General features: G+C 40.5%; 18 protein-coding genes. 16 read left to right on the top strand and 2 right to left on the bottom strand.

Annotated features, from left to right (window positions below; genetic code table 11):
- Nucleotides 1–98: 98 nt before the first annotated feature.
- Nucleotides 99–2687, top strand: a complete 2589-nt coding sequence (gene clpB / locus G602_RS0122110; RefSeq protein ID WP_026660972.1) for an ATP-dependent chaperone ClpB — start codon at nt 99–101, stop codon at nt 2685–2687.
- Nucleotides 2688–2716: 29 nt separating this feature from the next.
- The gene (locus G602_RS0122105) at nt 2717–2914 is read left to right on the top strand and encodes a DUF4250 domain-containing protein (protein WP_242835702.1); all 198 of its coding nucleotides are present in this window, start codon (nt 2717–2719) and stop codon (nt 2912–2914) included.
- Between the two features lie 933 nt (nt 2915–3847).
- Here the strand turns inward: G602_RS0122105 and G602_RS0122095 are convergent.
- Nucleotides 3848–4195 (bottom strand): flagellin, encoded by a 348-nt coding sequence (locus G602_RS0122095; protein WP_026660969.1) that lies wholly within the window; start codon nt 4193–4195, stop codon nt 3848–3850.
- A 187-nt stretch (nt 4196–4382) separates the two neighbouring features.
- Between G602_RS0122095 and G602_RS0122090 the strand changes: the two genes are divergently transcribed.
- The 10 genes from G602_RS0122090 to G602_RS0122045 all read left to right on the top strand — a co-directional run bounded on the left by G602_RS0122090 (nt 4383) and on the right by G602_RS0122045 (nt 14027).
- Entirely contained in the window at nt 4383–5897 is a 1515-nt protein-coding gene (locus tag G602_RS0122090) for a flagellin N-terminal helical domain-containing protein (RefSeq protein WP_026660968.1), read from the top strand.
- Nucleotides 5898–6036: 139 nt separating this feature from the next.
- On the top strand, nt 6037–6762 hold the full coding sequence (locus G602_RS0122085) for a CpsB/CapC family capsule biosynthesis tyrosine phosphatase (protein WP_026660967.1): 726 nt from the start codon (nt 6037–6039) through the stop codon (nt 6760–6762).
- 77 nt (nt 6763–6839) lie between these two features.
- Nucleotides 6840–7571 (top strand): YveK family protein, encoded by a 732-nt coding sequence (locus G602_RS0122080; RefSeq protein WP_026660965.1) that lies wholly within the window; start codon nt 6840–6842, stop codon nt 7569–7571.
- A 118-nt stretch (nt 7572–7689) separates the two neighbouring features.
- Complete coding sequence (locus G602_RS0122075) at nt 7690–8553, top strand: polysaccharide biosynthesis tyrosine autokinase (protein WP_026660964.1); 864 nt, start codon at nt 7690–7692, stop codon at nt 8551–8553.
- Nucleotides 8554–8565: 12 nt separating this feature from the next.
- Nucleotides 8566–9111 (top strand): hypothetical protein, encoded by a 546-nt coding sequence (locus G602_RS0122070; protein WP_155830033.1) that lies wholly within the window; start codon nt 8566–8568, stop codon nt 9109–9111.
- A gap of 3 nt (nt 9112–9114) precedes the next feature.
- On the top strand, nt 9115–10173 hold the full coding sequence (locus G602_RS0122065; protein ID WP_026660962.1) for an LCP family protein: 1059 nt from the start codon (nt 9115–9117) through the stop codon (nt 10171–10173).
- Nucleotides 10174–10263: 90 nt separating this feature from the next.
- Nucleotides 10264–11016, top strand: coding sequence for a class B sortase (locus G602_RS29540; protein ID WP_196808754.1), 753 nt, complete (start codon nt 10264–10266; stop codon nt 11014–11016).
- 149 nt (nt 11017–11165) lie between these two features.
- Complete coding sequence (locus G602_RS0122055; protein WP_026660961.1) at nt 11166–11903, top strand: hypothetical protein; 738 nt, start codon at nt 11166–11168, stop codon at nt 11901–11903.
- A gap of 224 nt (nt 11904–12127) precedes the next feature.
- The gene (locus G602_RS0122050; protein ID WP_081676122.1) at nt 12128–12832 is read left to right on the top strand and encodes a sugar transferase; all 705 of its coding nucleotides are present in this window, start codon (nt 12128–12130) and stop codon (nt 12830–12832) included.
- A 157-nt stretch (nt 12833–12989) separates the two neighbouring features.
- A complete protein-coding gene (locus G602_RS0122045) occupies nt 12990–14027 on the top strand; it encodes an aldo/keto reductase (RefSeq protein ID WP_026660959.1) in 1038 nt (345 codons plus the stop codon).
- Between the two features lie 66 nt (nt 14028–14093).
- On the opposite strand, the gene G602_RS0122040 is transcribed toward G602_RS0122045, so the two are convergent.
- Nucleotides 14094–14957 carry an Rpn family recombination-promoting nuclease/putative transposase gene (locus G602_RS0122040; RefSeq protein WP_026660957.1) on the bottom strand — a complete coding sequence of 288 codons (864 nt, stop codon included), beginning with the start codon at nt 14955–14957 and terminating at the stop codon, nt 14094–14096.
- 404 nt (nt 14958–15361) lie between these two features.
- Between G602_RS0122040 and G602_RS0122035 the strand changes: the two genes are divergently transcribed.
- The 4 genes from G602_RS0122035 (at nt 15362) to G602_RS0122020 (ending at nt 18938) form a co-directional block, all read left to right on the top strand.
- On the top strand, nt 15362–16159 hold the full coding sequence (locus G602_RS0122035; protein ID WP_026660956.1) for a hypothetical protein: 798 nt from the start codon (nt 15362–15364) through the stop codon (nt 16157–16159).
- Between the two features lie 140 nt (nt 16160–16299).
- Nucleotides 16300–16704 (top strand): helix-turn-helix domain-containing protein, encoded by a 405-nt coding sequence (locus tag G602_RS0122030; protein WP_044933103.1) that lies wholly within the window; start codon nt 16300–16302, stop codon nt 16702–16704.
- A 3-nt stretch (nt 16705–16707) separates the two neighbouring features.
- Nucleotides 16708–17901 carry a hypothetical protein gene (locus G602_RS0122025; protein ID WP_026660954.1) on the top strand — a complete coding sequence of 398 codons (1194 nt, stop codon included), beginning with the start codon at nt 16708–16710 and terminating at the stop codon, nt 17899–17901.
- Nucleotides 17902–18011: 110 nt separating this feature from the next.
- Complete coding sequence (locus G602_RS0122020; RefSeq protein ID WP_026660953.1) at nt 18012–18938, top strand: hypothetical protein; 927 nt, start codon at nt 18012–18014, stop codon at nt 18936–18938.
- The last annotated feature ends 85 nt before the right edge of the window (nt 18939–19023 follow it).

Raw genomic sequence — 19023 nt, 5'->3', positions numbered from 1 at the left:
TTGACGAGTGCTAATAATCGTGTTATAACAGTTGTAGAACAGAAAGAAAAACAAATTTTCAGTCAGAAAACTACTAACCGGCAAGAGAGGTGATAGTTATGAAGATAGATAAGTTTACACAAAAATCAATTGAAGCAATTCAGAATATGGAGAAAGTGGCTCTTGATTTTGGCAATCAGGAGATAGAACAGGAGCACCTGTTATACAGCCTTTTGACCATAGAGGATAGCATAGTTCCCAAGCTGATTGAGAAGATGGGTATTGATAATACAGTTTTTCTTAACAGAGTTGAGGAGGCGCTTAAGAAGAGACCTAAGGTGCAGGGAGGAAGTCCGTACGTTGGAGCTGACCTTAATAAGGTGCTTCTTAAGAGTGAAGATGAGATGAAGGCTATGGGGGATGAATATGTGTCTGTTGAGCACATCATCCTCGCCATGCTTCACTATCCGAACCGCGAGATGATAAATATCTTCCAGGCATTTGGTATCGACAGGAACAGGTTCCTGCAGGCGCTTTCAGAGGTGAGAGGTAATCAGAAGGTTACATCGGATAACCCTGAGGCAACATATGACACTCTTGAAAAATATGGCACAGAGCTGGTTGCCAAGGCAAAGGCGCAAAAGCTTGAGCCTGTAATCGGAAGAGATGCTGAGATAAGAAATGTCGTAAGAATTTTGTCCAGGAAGACCAAGAACAACCCTGTTCTGATCGGTGAACCCGGTGTTGGTAAGACGGCGGTTGTAGAGGCTCTGGCGCAGCGAATCGCAGAGGGTGATGTACCTGAGAATCTTAAGGATAAGAAGATCTTTTCATTGGATATGGGTTCCCTTGTTGCAGGTGCGAAGTACAGGGGTGAGTTCGAGGAGAGACTTAAGGCAGTTCTTCAGGATGTGAAGGAATCTGACGGAGAGATAATTCTTTTCATAGATGAGCTTCATACCATTGTGGGCGCAGGAAAAACCGACGGTGCGCTAGATGCGGGAAATATGCTAAAGCCCATGCTTGCAAGGGGTGAACTCCACTGCATAGGTGCCACAACACTTAATGAATACAGACAGTATATTGAGAAGGATGCGGCTCTTGAGAGACGTTTCCAGCCGGTAATGGTCTCTGAACCTACAGTTGAAGATACTATCAGTATCTTAAGAGGCTTGAAGGACCGCTATGAGGTATATCACGGCGTTAAGATCATGGATTCTGCTCTTGTAAGTGCAGCAACTCTGAGTAACAGATACATCTCGGACAGATTTCTTCCTGACAAGGCAATAGACCTTGTGGATGAGGCCTGCGCACTTATTAAAACCGAGATGGATTCAATGCCTGCTGAGCTTGACGAGATGAACAGAAAAATCATGCAGATGCAGATTGAGGAGACAGCTCTGAAAAAAGAGGATGATTCCTTAAGTAAGGAGAGGCTTGCAAACCTTCAGAAGGAGCTGGCTGAACTAAAGGCTGATTTTGATAATCAGAAGGCACAGTGGACTAATGAAAAAGAGGCTGTAGACAGGCTGGCAGTTATTCGTGAGGAGATTGAGAGTGCTAACAGCGAGCTTGCAATAGCACAGAGACGCGGCGATTTTGAAAAAGCCAGTGAATTACAGTATGGCAGAATTCCTGAATTGAAAAAGCAGCTGGAAGAAGAGGAGCAGAAGGTTGGTTCAAAGGATATGTCCCTGGTTCATGAGAGAGTATCCGATGAAGAGATAGCCCGTATTATTTCCAGATGGACCGGAATTCCTGTTGCGAAGCTTACAGAAAGTGAGAGGAATAAAACTCTTCACCTCGAGGATGAACTTCATAAGAGAGTTATCGGTCAGGATGAGGCAGTAACCAAGGTTTCAGAGGCTATCATGAGATCTAAGGCAGGCATTAAGGATCCCGGAAAACCCATTGGATCGTTTATGTTCCTTGGCCCTACAGGTGTGGGTAAGACGGAGCTTGCAAAGAGTCTAGCAGCAGCACTTTTTGATGATGAAAATAACATAGTCAGAATTGACATGAGTGAGTACATGGAGAAGTACAGCGTGTCCAGGCTTATTGGAGCGCCTCCCGGATATGTAGGTTATGAGGAGGGTGGACAGCTTACAGAGGCAGTTCGTAGAAAACCTTATGCGGTAGTGCTTTTTGATGAAGTGGAAAAGGCACATCCTGATGTGTTCAACGTGCTTCTTCAGATACTTGATGATGGACGTGTTACGGATTCACAGGGCAGAACAGTGGATTTCAAGAATACAATCCTTATAATGACTTCTAACATTGGTGCGCCTTTCCTTCTTGATGGAATTCAGGAGGATGGTACCATCAGCAAGGAAGCTGAGGATATGACTATGACTGAACTGCATGCACACTTCAGACCTGAGTTTCTGAACAGACTTGATGAGATGATTCTTTTCAAGCCTCTGACCAGGGATAATATCGGTGGCATAGTTAAGCTTATAGTTGATGACCTTAACAGAAGACTTGCTGATAGAGAGATAAGCATCAGACTGACTCCTGCTGCAGAGCAGTATGTTGCGGACAACGCTTATGATCCCAACTATGGTGCAAGACCTGTTAAGAGATTTGTCCAGAAGCATGTCGAGACGCTTTCTGCAAAACTTATACTTGAAGACAAGGTAATGCCTCATGATACAATAGAGATAGATGTGGAAGGCGACGCGCTTGTGGCAAGGGCAATTAAGGCCTGAAAGAAGAATGGTGTCAGCGAGGCTGACGGATGAGGGGAGACTACATGATACCAAAGGATCCTATAATACTACTTAGTTTTATCAATACCCAGCTCAGAGATAATTACAGCAATCTTGAGAACATGGCTGAAGGTCTTGATATAGGCAAAGATGAGCTTCAGGACATTTGCACAAAGCTGGAAGGAATCGGCTACAAATACAATGCTGATAGGAATCAGTTTATATAATAGTTGATGCTGATAGGAATCAGTTCATGCAATAGCCGAAGCTGAGAGAAATCAGTGCATGTAATAGCCGAAGCTGAGAGAAATAAGCTTTAACAATATCTGAGGCTTGGGACGAATATTATTAAAAATGGAAAATGACTGCTGCTTTTTATGGAAATCTATAAAGCAGCAGTCTTATTTTTTGTCTGTGTAAAATGGTTTTTGTTTATGATTCATACTGAGCCCCCTTGCTAATTATACCAGCAAAGACAGCTGAATCCGTGTCCACATGTTGGGATGACGACATTTTTAATAAATAATTCCTGCCAGTTTTGTGTCTACATGGTGGATTCGTTGTTCAAAATACCGCCAGATTATATTTTTGCTGTGTCCACTTCTTGGGGGTCATTTAATTTAGGAAAAACTGCTGCAAATTGATAGTTTATCAAAAACGACAGTGCATTTTAGAGTAAAATAACTGCCGTAACAAGCTTGGTTAACAAAAACAGCAGAGTGATTTATGAAAAAATAACTGCCGTAACAAGCTTGGTTAACAAAAACAGCAGAGTGATTTATGAAAAAATAACTGCCGTAACAAGCTTGGTTAACAAAAACAGCAGAGTGATTTATGAAAAAATAACTGCCGTAACAAGCTTGGATAACAAAAACAGCAGAGTGATTTAGAAAAAAATAACTGCCATAATAGGCTTGATTAACAAAAACAGCAGAGTGATTTAGGAAAAAATAACTGCCGTAATAGGCTTGATTAACAAAAACAGCAGAGTGATTTAGGTAAAATGACTGCCGTAACATGCATGACCAATCAAAACAGCAGGTTATAAGAAAAGCTTAGATGCTGTATTTGTCATTTTACAAGAAAATAGCAGGCCAACTATATAGGATTGGCCTGCTAAGTATAGTATATATAATATTTGCGTCAACCGTCGTGAATATTTACTCATGCAATGCGGACATTACACCGTCAGGAGTCTGATTAGCCTGTGCGGTAATTGCCTGCTTGGCGTTCTTGTTTATATTGTTTACGGAAGCTCTAACCATCTCTTCAGCAGCGATGGTATCAGTAACCTTTGATTCAGAAGATATGATATTTTCACGGATGTTGTTACTGGTTTCGCTTGCGTGATTAAGGCCACTTTTACTGATGGATAATTCGGCGGCATCATCGTTTCGGTTGATTGTGGAGCCTGATGAAAGCTTTTTTGTTGTCTTGGACTGCTGACTTGCAGAAATTTCCACCATTCTTTCGTTAGTTGCAGATGAAATAGTGTTCTGTATTATCATAAGCCACGCTCCTTCCTTGGAAAAATATATATCTATCATCATATACTATATCGGGCCATATGTGACAAAAATAAATTATTAAAAAATTATAAAATTAATGAGTCTAAGTATTTGGGGAAATCTAGCCGATGATTATTACAAAGAGTGAAAGGGACGTCGCTCAAACTATTTATTTGAGGTTAAGCGTATGGTTATTCAGCACAACCTGCAGGCTATGAACAGTAACCGGCAGCTTGGGATAACAACTTCAAATTCGGCGAAGTCCCAGGAAAAACTGTCTTCCGGCTACAAGATCAATCGTGCGGCTGATGACGCTGCAGGTCTTTCTATTTCCGAAAAGATGAGAAAACAGGTTCGAGGACTCGATAGGGCAACGGATAATTCCTATGATGGAATATCCCTTGTTCAGATCGCTGATGGAGCAATGGCAGAGGTTCATGACATGCTTCACAGAGTTAACGAACTGTCCATTCAGGCTGCCAACGGAACTATGTCAGAGAGCGACAGATGGGATTGTCAGCGTGAAATAGAAAAGATAAAAGATGAAATAGATGCGATACATGATAGAACAAAGTTTAATGAGATTCCGGTTTTGCAGGGGCGCACTATTGTAAGTGATGGGGTGGAAATCAGACCTGCAAGAATGGAAACTGTAACAGTAACGGAGAAGGTATGGCGGAAAATAAAAGTCCCGAAAAAAGAGATACAGGTTTCGGGTGGGGATCTTCCGGAATGGTTTATGAACGGAGTTGATCAGGAATCATTAAATGCAGGGGTAATGAAAAGTACATATCAAGCAGGCAATGGAAACACATATGTTTCTACTTACATAGATCTTGCTGGTTTTGATGCATCTAAAGTTAGTGATCTTGATGGAAAAGGCTTTTATGCTACATGCTGTGCAGGATGCAGAGCCAGATACAGTATCAAGTTTTCGGCTGATTCTGATACCAATAGCTCAACTATGTCAGGAAATAATCGAATATATACCGTAGGAATACAAGGTGCTGCAACGCCTGGGGAGCTCATGGACAGAATTAGGAAAGCAACAAAAGGAAGCAGCCAGCTTGGTAATCCAAACAATCATTATACGTGGTTTGAAAAAGATGGAACAAAGCTTATAATTTATGATTCATCAGGTAATGGGGTAAATAAAGCAAGTGAGACCGGTCTGTTTGGCCTAGGTGTTGCTACAGAAGTGGTAACAGGTGAAGAGGAAAAAGATGTACTTGTGAATGAAACTCATCAGGAAGAGGTTCGTAAGGATGCCGAATATGCAAAAATTAAGACTCTTCTGCACAATAACATTGATATCCACGCCGGTACTGATGCTGATATGCTGAACAAGATTTTTATAGAGTTACCATATATTTCAACTGATGCTCTGAATATGGAGGATATAAATGTCGCTGCTCCGGGAGGTGCTGAGGAGAGTATAAGGCGCATGGATTATGCAATAGCCTATGTCAGTGCAGAGCGTTCCAGAATGGGAGCGTATCAGAACCGGCTTGAGCATACAGTGAACAATCTGGCAAATGTTGTTGAAAATACACAGGCTGCTGAATCAAGAATACGCGACACGGAAATTGCAGAAGAGATGGTAAGATTGTCAGTGCATAACATTCTTGCGAATGCAGGACAATCCGTGCTAGCACAGGCAAATCAGAGCACTAATGGTGTGACAGCACTGTTGCAGGGTTAAAATACCCTTAAAAAGTGCTTAAATAATTGCTAAAAAGTGCGTAGAAATCCTTATTCTACGCACTTTATAAGTTGCCATAGCTAACAACATGTTGTAAAATATAAAGTGTATAAGTACAAGTTGTAGTGGGGAGTTTTTCGTGGTTCCATCAATTGATATTCATTGCCATATATTGCCTGGCGTAGATGATGGCTCACCTGATATGGAGACCAGTCTTGCAATGTTGCAGACTGCAATCTCAGAGGGTACCAAGGGCATGATCCTTACGCCGCATCATAAGCCTATGCATCATAATGTGAGGCCGGATCATCTGATCGACTACACGGCACGACTTATGGAGAGAGCACACGAAAAGGGCATCAATGTTCAGCTTTTCCCCGGAAATGAAATATACTACAGCGATAATACAGTTCGCGAGCTTGAGAGCGGCCGAGCTTCCACGCTTGCGGATTCGGATTATGTGCTTATAGAGTTCCATCCCACTGATATGTATAAGACTATTCACAATGCTTTATATGCGGTTCAGTCTGCCGGTTACAGACCGATACTTGCTCATGTGGAGCGCTATGCTGACATGGCTAAGCATGTTAAGTATGTTGATGAACTGCTTGATATGGGCATATACATCCAGGTGAATGCGAATAGCGTGATGGGAAAATACGGACTTGGAATAAGGCATTTTACCAGAGAGTTACTTAAGCGGGATATGGTACATTTTGTTGCAACCGATGCGCATGATAATGGTTCGAGAGCACCGCACCTCCTTGATTGTAGGGATTTCGTGGAGGGGAAGCTCGGAGAGAACTACGCACTGAAGATTTTTCATGATAATGCAATGAAGGTACTTAGGAACGAGATAATTTAATACATAATATATCTGCCGGATTAATTTGGCAGGTGTTTAGAACAGATTAAGCATTTCTATATTTTTATGAGGGTTGTATGGGAAAAGACGATGTTATTGAAATTAATCTGGGGGAGTTGTTCGCAGTTCTTATAGGGCGGGCATGGCTTATCTTAAGCGCAGGTGTGTTCTTTGCACTTCTGTGTCTTTTTGTCAGTAAATTTGTACTGACTCCTTTATATTCCTCAACTACGAAAATTTATATTTTGAATAAGGAAGAGGGTGCGACTGTAACCTATTCCGATGTGCAGATATCCACGCAGCTGACTCAGGATTATGCACAGCTTATCAAGAGCAGATACGTGCTTGAAGAGGTTATCCAGACGCTTCATCTTGATATGGAATACGATGAGTTCAACGACCACGTATCAATCAGCACACCTGATGATACACGTATTGTTGCGATCACGGTGAGAGATTCCGATCCCATGATGGCGATGAAGGAAGCAAACTGTGTTCGTGAGGTTGCATCAAAACACATCCAGAACGTTATGGATATCGATGCTATCAACATAGCAGAGCTTGCAAATATGCCTACTGAAAAATATAGTCCGAGTCCAAAAAAATGGACAATGATTGGCGGAATTGCAGCGATTGTAATTGTTTCGGCAGTGATAATCCTTAACTATCTCATGGATGATACCATCAAGTCCAGTGATGATATTGAGGCTTATCTGGGACTTAGCACACTTGCGATGATACCTGCAATTACAGATGAACAGACCAACAAGAAAAAGAGGAATAAGTCTAAATCTAAGAATACCGCTTGAAGTTAATCTAGTAGCTGAAGCAGGAAAATAAAAAAGTCTTCTTAGAAGCGATGGATGAATAATATTAAAGCCTTCCCCTTGGGGGGAAGGTGGCACGAAGTGCCGGATGAGGGGATATATGCAACAGACCACCTTACATTTCAGCGAATCTGAAAACAATTACCAAATCAAAGAAGCCTACAAGACGCTTCGAAGTAACGTCGAATTCAGCGGGCAGGATATGAGAGCAATCTCTATCACCAGCTGCACACCTGGCGAGGGTAAATCCAGCGTCTCCATGGCGCTGGCAAGAGCCTTCGCAGAGGCAGGAAAAAAGACAGTGCTTGTGGACGCAGACATGAGAAAATCGGTAATGGTCGGAAGATACAAAACCGGTTCTGTCAGACTGGGACTTACTCACTGCCTTGTAGGACGTGAGAAGCTCTCAAATGTAATCTGCGAGACGGATACGCCGAATCTGTATGTAATCTTTTCGGGACCGATTCCGCCTAACCCCAGTGAGTTATTAGGTGGACAGATATTCAGCAAAATCCTGGATAACATGAAAAATGTTTTTGATTACATAATAATCGACACACCGCCTCTTGGAAGTGTTATTGATGCTGCGGTTATTGCCAAGCAGTGCGATGGTACAGTTATGGTTATTGAAGATAATGCCATAAGCTACCGTTTTGCACAGAGAGTTAAGAGCCAGCTTGATAAGGCGGGCGCGAAGGTCATAGGTGCTGTGCTCAATAAGGTTGATATGACAGGTGGTGTTTACGGACATTACGGAAAATACTATGGCAGATACTATGGCAAGTATTACGGCAGATATTATGGAAAAGATGAAAATGCTGATAACGGCAGCATGACGGGTGGTAATCCAAAGAGAGTTTTTCAACCGCAGAAGCAGGCTGAAAGACCTGCTCCAAAGCCTGCAGCAACAAAAGGTAATTTGGACGAACTTGATTATATAGATGGAGTTGTCAGAAAGGATTAAAGGTAGCTCTAAGTGAAAAGTAATATACTGGCATTCTTTTTTACAATAGGAAGCATAGTGATGGCTGTTTTCATAGTCTGGTTCTACAACATGTCAGACAGAATTGAGCCTGAGATGAGATTTACTTCTTATGATCTGACCTATAATTCGGATACCAGAGAAGCGGATCTGTTGAATGGCGTAATGGCGTACGATGCTGTTGATGGTGATATCACAAATCGCATTGTTGTTGAAAAAACAATCCTCAATGAGGAACAGAGCGCGGCTGTTGTTTACTATGCAGTAAGTGATCTGTCCGGCAATGTGACCAAGCAGTCACGGGTTTTTAATGCTGATATAGAGAGTCTCAGAGGAAATGCCAACGAGTTTATGACAACCGCAACCGGATATGGAATGGTTGAAGAAGGTGAAGAAAGCTTCGGAGCTGAGGGTTTTAATACAGAAGGCTTCAGTCAGAATGAAATCTTTTCAGCTGATGAAAATGCTGAAGAAGGCGCCGGTAATAATGAATCCGGTGAGGAAGGCAGCACTCAGGAGGGCGCTTCGACAGGTAACTGATATATGAAGAATCGCGTTAACAAAATTCTGCTCATATGGTGCATAGTGGTAACACTAGTTCTTGTCGGCCTTGGAACTTTTGAAGTTACAAGGGTGGTTGGTAAGTCCGGCCTTTTTGCAAAAAATGCCAAGAGCGCTCCGGTTACGACAAGTACCGAGGTTCTGACTCAGGCAGAGAGTGCCATGCAGTGGCAGGATGACTGGGTTAAACATAACGGCGAGATATACGATTACAATGAAGATATTATGACATTCCTGATTATGGGAATTGATAAAAAAGATGAGGAAGTGACTCCGGTATACGGCGAGATAAACGGCGGACAGGCGGATGCACTTTTTTTGCTTGTTTTTAATCCTCATGATAAAACTACTAAAGTTATTGGTATCAACAGAAATACCATGACTGATGTGGAATTATATGATGAATACGGAAATTATATAGATACCATCAAGGCTCAGATAGCTGTGCAGCATGGCTTTGGTGATGGTGTTGAGGGCTCCTGCGAGCTACAGGTAAGAGCTGTCAGCAACCTGTTTTACCAGCTTCCCATACATGGCTATGCAGCTATAAATATGAGTGCAATTACTACGATTAACGATGCTGTTGGTGGAGTTGATGTTACTCCTACTTTTGATTTTGAGAGTGGCGATTACAGCTTTAAGGCAGGCGAAGAAGTACATCTTGATGGGGATGCGGCGTTTGCATTTTTACAGAATAGAGATTTGACAGAGGCCGGTTCTGCGGATAAGAGACTCGCCAGGCAGAAACTATATCTGACATCATTCATGAATCAGGTCAAGGAAAAGACTAAGAGTCAGCCGAGCCTTGCGGTTGATATTTACAAGGCTATAAGTAAGCAGATGGTAACAGATGTATCTGCTGATCAGCTTTCATATATTGCATCTACAGTTGCGGGGTATGACTTTGATGAGAATAGTCTTGTACTCATTAAGGGAAAAACAACAATGGGCGAGGAGTATGAAGAATTCTATCCTGATGAGGATGATCTGTATGAATTATTCCTCGATACTTTCTATGAAAAAGTTGATGTGCAGGGATAAGTAAAACTATTTTTGTTTATAAAAAGTTTATATGTAGGGGGTATATAAAACATATCTATGTGTCGATATAGAGAGTGGACAGCATATAAGATGCTGAAAGACGGGGGAATATTTCTGATTGGTATGACCATGGCGGCAGTTCTTGCGTCATGTGGGAATCAGGCTGAATCGTCTAATTCCGGAAGTAGTGGAACGATGGATGAAACTGCTGCGGATAATACAATGGACTTTGATAAGCTGACTGCAATAAATCCTGATATCTTTGCGTGGATTTATGTTCCGGGGACGGGAATTGATTATCCTGTTGCACAGAACATGGATGGAGATGACACCTATTATATCTCACATGACTGCACCGGATTGAAGAAAGATTCAAGCGGAGGTATTTACATAGAATCCTATAACCTTATGGATATGTGTGATTTCAACACAGTTATCTATGGGGCTACAACGAAGGATGGAGACATGTTCTCGGATCTTTGGAACTTTGCAGATGAGAATTATTTTAAAGAGCATGACACATTTCAGATAATCCTTCCAAACAATGTTCTTACCTATGAGATATGGACAGCGTATCAGAGAGATAATACCGACGTTCTTACGCAGTACGATTTTACTGATAAAGCCGGGTGCCAGCAATTCTTAGATGATATGAAAAAGAATTGGAATACAAAAACCAATTTCAGGGAAGGTTGGGAAAATGGCGTAGATCCGGATAATTTTCTTGTATCACTAACCACGACGGATCCTAAGAATCCTGACAAGCAATGGGTTGTGGTTGGTTGCATGATAGGAGATGCTGCCGGAAATATTGACAGAGATACGTTGGAAATAGAGGAATAGTCTGTATTAATCGTAATTAAGTGAATAAAAAGCTAGTGTTTGCGCATTGTTTATAATTTTTTTATTAGTTACTTTGTCGGATTTTTGATAAAATATAATCAAGGTTATTCTTATGAGTTATGCGCCATGGCGCAGAAAGGGGAACTGTTATGAGAAAGATGGCAACAGTTGCATTAGCGTTGGTGGGGGTACTGACACTATCTATTCCAGCAAAAGCGGATAATATTTATATTTATTCTCCTAAGGCTGATTCTGTTAAGATTACCTACGATCAACGAACCTTCAATTACGACTACAACAACTATGATATTAAAGACTACAGTGATCATAGCACTCATACGACGACTACAACTACAAATAATACGACGATCAACAATAACTATACTTACAAGATCACTGTTAAGTCCAATGGCAAGAAGAAGGCAAAGGTTACTATTAACAGCGGTGGTAGCGGAGGCAGCAATAACGGCGGAACAGTCAGTGTTGCTGAACCACCTTTTGTACATACCGTTACAAGAGCTCCCGGACTTGACTGTGTAACAGCAGTAGGACAGGGTGGAAAGCTTGTAATCTGTGGCGTTAAGACAAGAGCTACTTTCGTAATGAGAGAGACCACCAGCGGTAAGGTAGCATCAGCTAAGATTCTTGCAGCGCAGGTTGGCGGATGTGTCAGAAATGTAGTTGAGACTTACGCACCCGGTGTTCGCTTCAGTAAGGCCCAGGTAGACTTCAAGGTATACGGTGCTCACAATGGCGACATCTACAAGGTTTACCAGATGGGACCTAACGGAACCTGGCAGGAAGTTCAGGTTGATGAGACACGTGAAGGACACGTAATTTGCACAGTTTATAGAGCAGGAACATTTGCATTCATTAAGATGAACTAAATAAACATTACTGAAGTATAGAAGAAAAATTAGTATGAAGCCTTCCCCTTGGGGGAAGGTGTCAGCGAAGCTGACGGATGAGGGGATTGCATTATAACAGAATAACTTCTTCGTTGCTTCAAGGAGAAATGGTAAGCTCACGGATGGGCAAAAGTTTTGGAACATAATCCTTTTTCTAAATGAGAAAGGCGCCGGTTTTATCTTAGGCGTATGAGGGGAACAATATGAATGATAGTGCATTGATGCGACAGGAGCAGGACATCATCGAGGTGTCAGGCAGGAAGATTATTAACCTTATTTACCAGGAGGTTTATGACCACAAGGCAAATGTTTATAAAGGACTAAAGAGAGCCTTCGATGTGGTTGCGTGCAGCTTAGCCTTGATTGCGCTATCGCCCATATTCCTGATTACGGCAATTGCGATTCTCTTAGAGGATGGCGGACCGGTTTTCTTTACTCAGGAGAGGGCAGGAAAAGACTTAAAGCCTTTTAAGATTTACAAATTCCGTAGCATGTATAAAAATGCTGAAGCACAGTTCCAGCGTATGCAGGCTCAGAACGAGCAGACAGGACATGCGTTTAAGATTAAGGATGATCCGAGAGTTACACATGTTGGAAAGTTCATTCGCAAATATTCAATCGATGAACTTCCGCAGCTCTTAAATATTATCAAGGGCGACATGAGTATAGTCGGACCAAGACCAATCCTCCTTAGTCAGATGGAAGAGTGCAACGCTTATGAGAAACAGCGCCTCATCGTTAAGCCTGGTCTTACATGCTACTGGCAGGTAGGCGGCCGCGCTAACATCAAGTGGGATGAGTGGGTTGAACTTGATCTTAAGTACATCAAGGACATGAGCGTATCCACGGATATAAAACTTATTTTTAAAACTATTCCGGTTGTGTTTGAATCGGAAGGTGCATACTGATAAAATGAATTTAGGCAGACTCCTCCGCCCACGGGCGGGGGAGTTTTTTGAAAATCGGGACAGCACTTCTTATCTTAAAGCCTTCCCCCTGGGGGGAAGGTGTCAGCGCAGCTGACGGATGAGGGGAAGACTTAAAGTAGGTAAGGAGAACATATTTATGAAGAAAGTAACACTAGGCAGAACAGGCATAACAGTGCCACAAAATGGCTTCGGCGCTCTTCCGATTCAGCGCGTATCTTTGGAAGATGCAGTTAAACTCCTCCACAAGGCATATGAAGGAGGCATGAGATTTTTTGATACAGCAAGAGCATACAGTGATAGTGAAGAAAAACTTGGCGCTGCCTTTGGAGATGGATATGTAAAAAGAGAAGATATAATCATCGCCACAAAAACAGGCGCAAAAACTCCCGAGGAATTCTGGCAGCATCTGGAGATATCTCTTCACAACCTTAAGACCGACTATATCGATATATATCAGTTCCATCTTATGGGACAGTGCTGGAAACCTGATGACGGAACAGGTATGTATGAGTGTATGCTTGAGGCGAAAAAACAGGGCAAGATCAGACATATCGGTGGAACAGCTCATAAAATCGGAATAGCTAAAGAACTTGCAGAATCAAGCTTATATGAGACCGTTCAGTATCCAATAAGCTACCTTGCGACTGACCAGGAAATAGAACTTATTCATATGTGCAACAAGAATAATGTAGGTGTCATTTGTATGAAAGGACTTGCTGGTGGACTCATAACCAATTCCAAGGCTGCTATGGCTTTTGTTAATCAGTTTGATGGTACTGTTCCTATTTGGGGAATCCAGAGAGAATCCGAGCTTGATGAATGGCTTTCATATATGGACAAAACTCCGGAAATGGATGATGAAATCAAAGCCTTTATAGATAGCGAACGGAAAGAACTTATGGGTGATTTTTGCAGAGGCTGTGGATACTGCATGCCTTGCACAGTTGGCATTCAGATAAACCAGTGTAATCGCATGTCGCTGATGCTTCGTCGCGCTCCCAGTGATGGCTGGCTCTCAGAATATTGGCAGGCAGAGATGAACAAAATTGAGGATTGCGTAAGATGTGGTGTATGCTTGTCTAAGTGCCCTTATGAGCTTCAGATACCGGATCTATTACAGAAGAATCTAGAGGATTATAGAGAGGTATTGGCAGGGAATAGGAAGGTGAAATGATAAAAGCGGCTAATTCTGAATAAGGTTTGGAATTAGCCGCATTTTTATATTAATATTTTTAGAAAATTAATGCTTGATCGCATTATCCTCTAGGAGTTTTGTGAGCCGCGATATTTCTGCGGAAAGATCTGCTATCTGCTTTGCCTGCCCTTCGAGCTTTTTTGTTTGCTCTTCAAGCAATTGCTGCTGATATTTTTCGTGTGCAATAGCATCTTCTCTTGCACGGCATTGCTCCTGAATAGCAAAGTCGGAATTAGAAAGATATATAGATTCTGCTGTTGAATTCATTGAAGGATTATCTTGTGTGATCATCTTGATTTCCTCCCATGTAGTGGCCTTGAAAAGCTTAGCCCAAATATCTATACCAAGGCGCTTATCATTGTGGGTTGCCATGTTTGTGTGATTTAATTCTATCACGTACAGATTGAAATTGTTAGTATAAAGATAGCCATCCCTGGCATTTCGAACCTGATACTTTGCAAAGAATTCAGGGTGTTTTTCAAATAGAGTAAAATCAAGAAAACCGACATGGTAAACCGGCTTTATGTCGTTGTAATCTTTACCACGGGCAGCATTGTCAAAACGCCTGCAAAGGTATGCAAGAGAACGATTAATCCAGTTATCGTAATTAACAACCTGCATCTCGATGTTGATATAGGTATTGTTATTTAAAAGTACAAGTATATCAAGCTGATACTCTTTGTCACTTATAGCTTTACCTGGCTCAATTACGTTCTCTATTTTTACATCTTTGATTTCAGATAATGGAAGATCAAGAACGGAACTTATAAGGTTCATCAATGTATTTCTGTCTCGTTGTAAAACCATTCTAAACATATAGTCATTGGTCATATTGTATTTCAGTTTTCCGGTAGCGTTCAAATATTGGTAATGCATATCAGAGTTGTTTGTTGTATTACTAGTTGGCATGAAAATCTCCTTGTTTAAAACTTTTTCCTCATTATTGCGCGCAAAATAATAACAATGGAAAATACGAATGATTGAAAAATCATTTCGGTGCATCGGGAATGATGTCTGAATAAAATAACACATCATAAATTATAATGCAAGATATATAATGCAATATAAAGATAATATATGATTAGATATGCGCCTAATGCAGATAATTACTGAGTTTATTGATATAAATAGAAACGCTTTTGATTCTTAAGATTTTATTAAGACGCTTGCTTTCGAATTTCAAAAGTGCTATTTTCTATAACACGTCATTTCTTGACGTGATCTGCTGTTAGACAAATAGCAGATAATATCCCGGGTAAATTTTTTTATTTGTTACGTAACAGAAAAGATAAAACAGGAGGATGAAATTTTATATGAATATTGAAGCAGTCAGAAAGCTTAAGCGTTTGGCTGTAGCTGTTGCTATTTCGGGGACAGTTTTGTTGTGGGTGCCAATGCCGGGAGCCACAGCGCATGCTGCGAACTGTACACATGAAAACTATGAGTGGGTGACATTGGTAAAACCAACATGCAGTAAAATAGGTAAAGATGTCAAAGTATGCCAGGACTGCGAAGAGATTTTGGAAACAGAATACATCGAAAAGAAGGAACATAAGGGAAAGTGGGAAAGAACGAAGGAACCCACATGTGCTGCTACAGGCCTAAAGTCATATGTGTGCAAGAATTGTAACGCGGTTATTGAAACAGAGGTAATACCAAAGAAGAACCATAAGTTTGTACGGACTTCTACCATAGGTGCAACCTGTCAATCACCAAAGGTTATAGAAAAAGAATGTAGTACTTGCGGTCTTACTATTACAGAACAATCAGGTGATAAGCTAGAACACAAATATGGAAACTGGTCCATTAAGTCAATTAAAGTAAAAGGCAAAAATGTAAATGTTATACAGATTCGTACATGTACGAGATGCAATGAAAGTAGCCAGTTAGTGACAGGCACATCTGCTGCATTTTCAGGGAAACATGGAAAAAATAATTATTTCTATAAGCTTACTAAGAGAAGTGGAAGGATTACAGTGCTTTGCGCGCAGTGCCACCAGTCTGTTACAGGGAAAATATCAGGTGGAGTAATTAAGTTTACAAGACCCAAAAGAGATAATTCAAAACATACGGCAAAGGCTTGGAAATCATTGAATAAAATGCATAAGTAAATAGTATAAGCCTGGGGTGATTTACTTGACTATAGTATCCAGATAGGATACTCTATTAGTATAGATAACCATATTGGATAGTAAACAGAATCGGGTATCCGAATAGGATACACCAATTCATATGAAAGGAAGACGCATATATGGCTATAACTATGAAAGAATTAAGAGAAAACACAGGGCTGACACAAAAAGCATTTGCCAAGATGTATGGAATACCTGTAAGTACATTGAGAAAGTGGGAGCAGGGAGAATCCAGACCTGCTCCATATATTATGAGTATGTTATCAATGCTTCTGCCAACTCCTGAAAACTATTCGGAAATCATCCAGTCTCAAAATGGAGACAGATATTACTATAATAAGAGTTCTAATAGCATTACAGATTCTCTTGGTAACACGATACGAATCAAGACGTCTCTTGAAGGCGTTAAGCGGGAGAACCTTCCATTATATGTTAAGGATATGTTTGATTCTTATTATGATATACGCGAGAAATTTGAGAAAGACTGCGAATATGACAAGAATGAAGATATAATATGGAGTTAAAACGTGAGAAAAATTGGTACTGAATACTATCTTATGCATAAAGATATACCGGTTTGCCTGATGGAAATATCTGAGGATGGCAGACTTGGAAACTACAAAAAGAACGAAGCTCAAATTGACCATTTTCCGATTGGCGGCAGAATGAATGACAGTAGATTTCATGAATGGTGGAAAGACCGTGCAATCCCCAAGACCAGGAATGGTGCTAAGTCTGCCCTTCAAAAACTCGGATATGAATCTACTAATAGCGCACTAGTCGATAATCTCGCACTAAGCCTGTCAGATTGTTATTGGATAAAACCTCGCGGAGAGGATCTGTCGTGGGAAGATGTAAATCTGTTTGCAAATGATTTTGTAGATACCTTTGGTGAACTAACGATAAATAAGGATCATATTATAGATTTGCGCAATAAAACACGATTTAAATGTGCGGCTTCCCAGGGAGAATTACAGAAAAAATGGTGCATAGATGAAAACGGAAAAAGATACATGGTCAAAGGGAACTATGGAAGTTCTTATCAACAGAGCTTAAATGAAATTTTTGCCACAAATCTTCACCAAAAGCAAGGATTCACAAATCATACAGAATACATTCTTACCACAGTTGATGTGGAGGGCGGAATAGAAGGTATCGGCTGCATGTCTTATGATTTTTGTAGTGAGAATCTGGAGTGTATAAGTGCGTGGGAGCTACTTCAAACAATAAAAATCAAACAAAATGAATCTTTATATTATCCGCTCAAAAAGGTGTGCGTCAGTATTGGAATAAGTGATGATGATTTCACAAGGTTCATGGATTACGAGATAATGACGGATTATCTTATATCTAATACGGACAGGCATATGAATAATATAGCTGTTGTTCGTAATCCTGATACTCTTGAAATAAAAGGATTTGCCCCTATATACGATTCCGGAAACTCTATGTTTTATAACATTCCTTATACAGAGCTTGAGCATGTAAAGTTGTCATCAATTAAAACACATTCTTTTATAGCCAGGGAAAGCAAACTGCTGTCATATGTCCAGGACAGAAATGCTGTTGACTTGGAGAAAGCTTGCATGAGCTTTGACGTATATGAAAAAGATTTATATGAACGGCAAATAAGAATTCCACGACTAAAAAAGCTCTATGAGCAGAAACTTATGAAGCTGGAAGCTTTTCAAAAAGGCAAGAATATATGGAAAGAAGCTTGATAAAATCGTGGCGTGGGGAAGACATGGTTCAAATGGTCAGTAATGATATATTTAAAAAGTTGTTGCAGATAAAAATAATTGATATGATAATCTAAGTAGAAGGACAACAGATGGAAACAAATTTAGCACAATCACTTGAAATCACTAGAGATAGAGCCAAATATGATGACAGCGTTAAGGAATTGTTGGCAGATAAGCAAATTTTGGCACGCATTTTGAAATATACTCTTGATGAGTTCAAGAGTGAAAGTATTGATGATATCATAAATAATATTGATGAACCTGAAATATCTAAAATCCGAATTGAGCCAGGGCATACAAATACGACGGACAGAATCAGGAAACAGTCAGAAGAAGATAACGTTCCAGGAGAGGGAAAGATATTTTTTGATATTCGTTTTTCTGCATATGCTGGGGAAGAACAGATTAAAGTGCTGATAAATATTGAGGCACAAAAAAGCTCAGATAAAAATAAACTCCATTATCATCTTGATAACAGAATACTGTATTATCTTGGACGTATGATATCATCTCAAAAAGAGGTTGAGTTTGCAAAGTCTGATTATGATAATCTTAAAGCTGTTAGAAGTATATGGATTTGCATGGATGCCAATGATGATGAAGATTCTATAAATAGAATCCAATTTGTTCAGGATACGATATATGGAAAAGACATGAGCCTTGATAATATCGATAAAGTTCAGGGCGTTATTATAAGGCTTAGAAGGAATGAAGAGCTTTCTGCTTCCAAGAATGAGCTGATTGCAATGCTTGAAGAATTGCTTAGAAAAGAAAAGCTTGAAGACAAAAAGAAAAAGCTTGCAGGAAAATATGGTCTTAAGATGAATGAAGATACAGAGAGGAGGCTTAACACCATGTGTAATATAAGTGAACTTGTATTAGAAGAAGGGTTACAGCAAGGTACTATAAAAACTCTGATTGATTTAGTTAAGGATGACCTCCTTGACATCGAAATTGCCGCTGCAAGAGCAAATCTAACTGTTGAGGAATTTAAAGTACTCATGGAAAAGAAATGAGCCTGGGTTCCAGGTTATATAATGGCTTGTTTTCAATGACAAATGCCTATTTTTGGCGTATAATACCTATCTTTCGGAGTTGAAG

Source organism: Butyrivibrio sp. AC2005, assembly GCF_000424145.1.
Taxonomy (GTDB): domain Bacteria; phylum Bacillota; class Clostridia; order Lachnospirales; family Lachnospiraceae; genus Butyrivibrio.
This window is presented reverse-complemented; position numbering and strand designations above follow the sequence as displayed.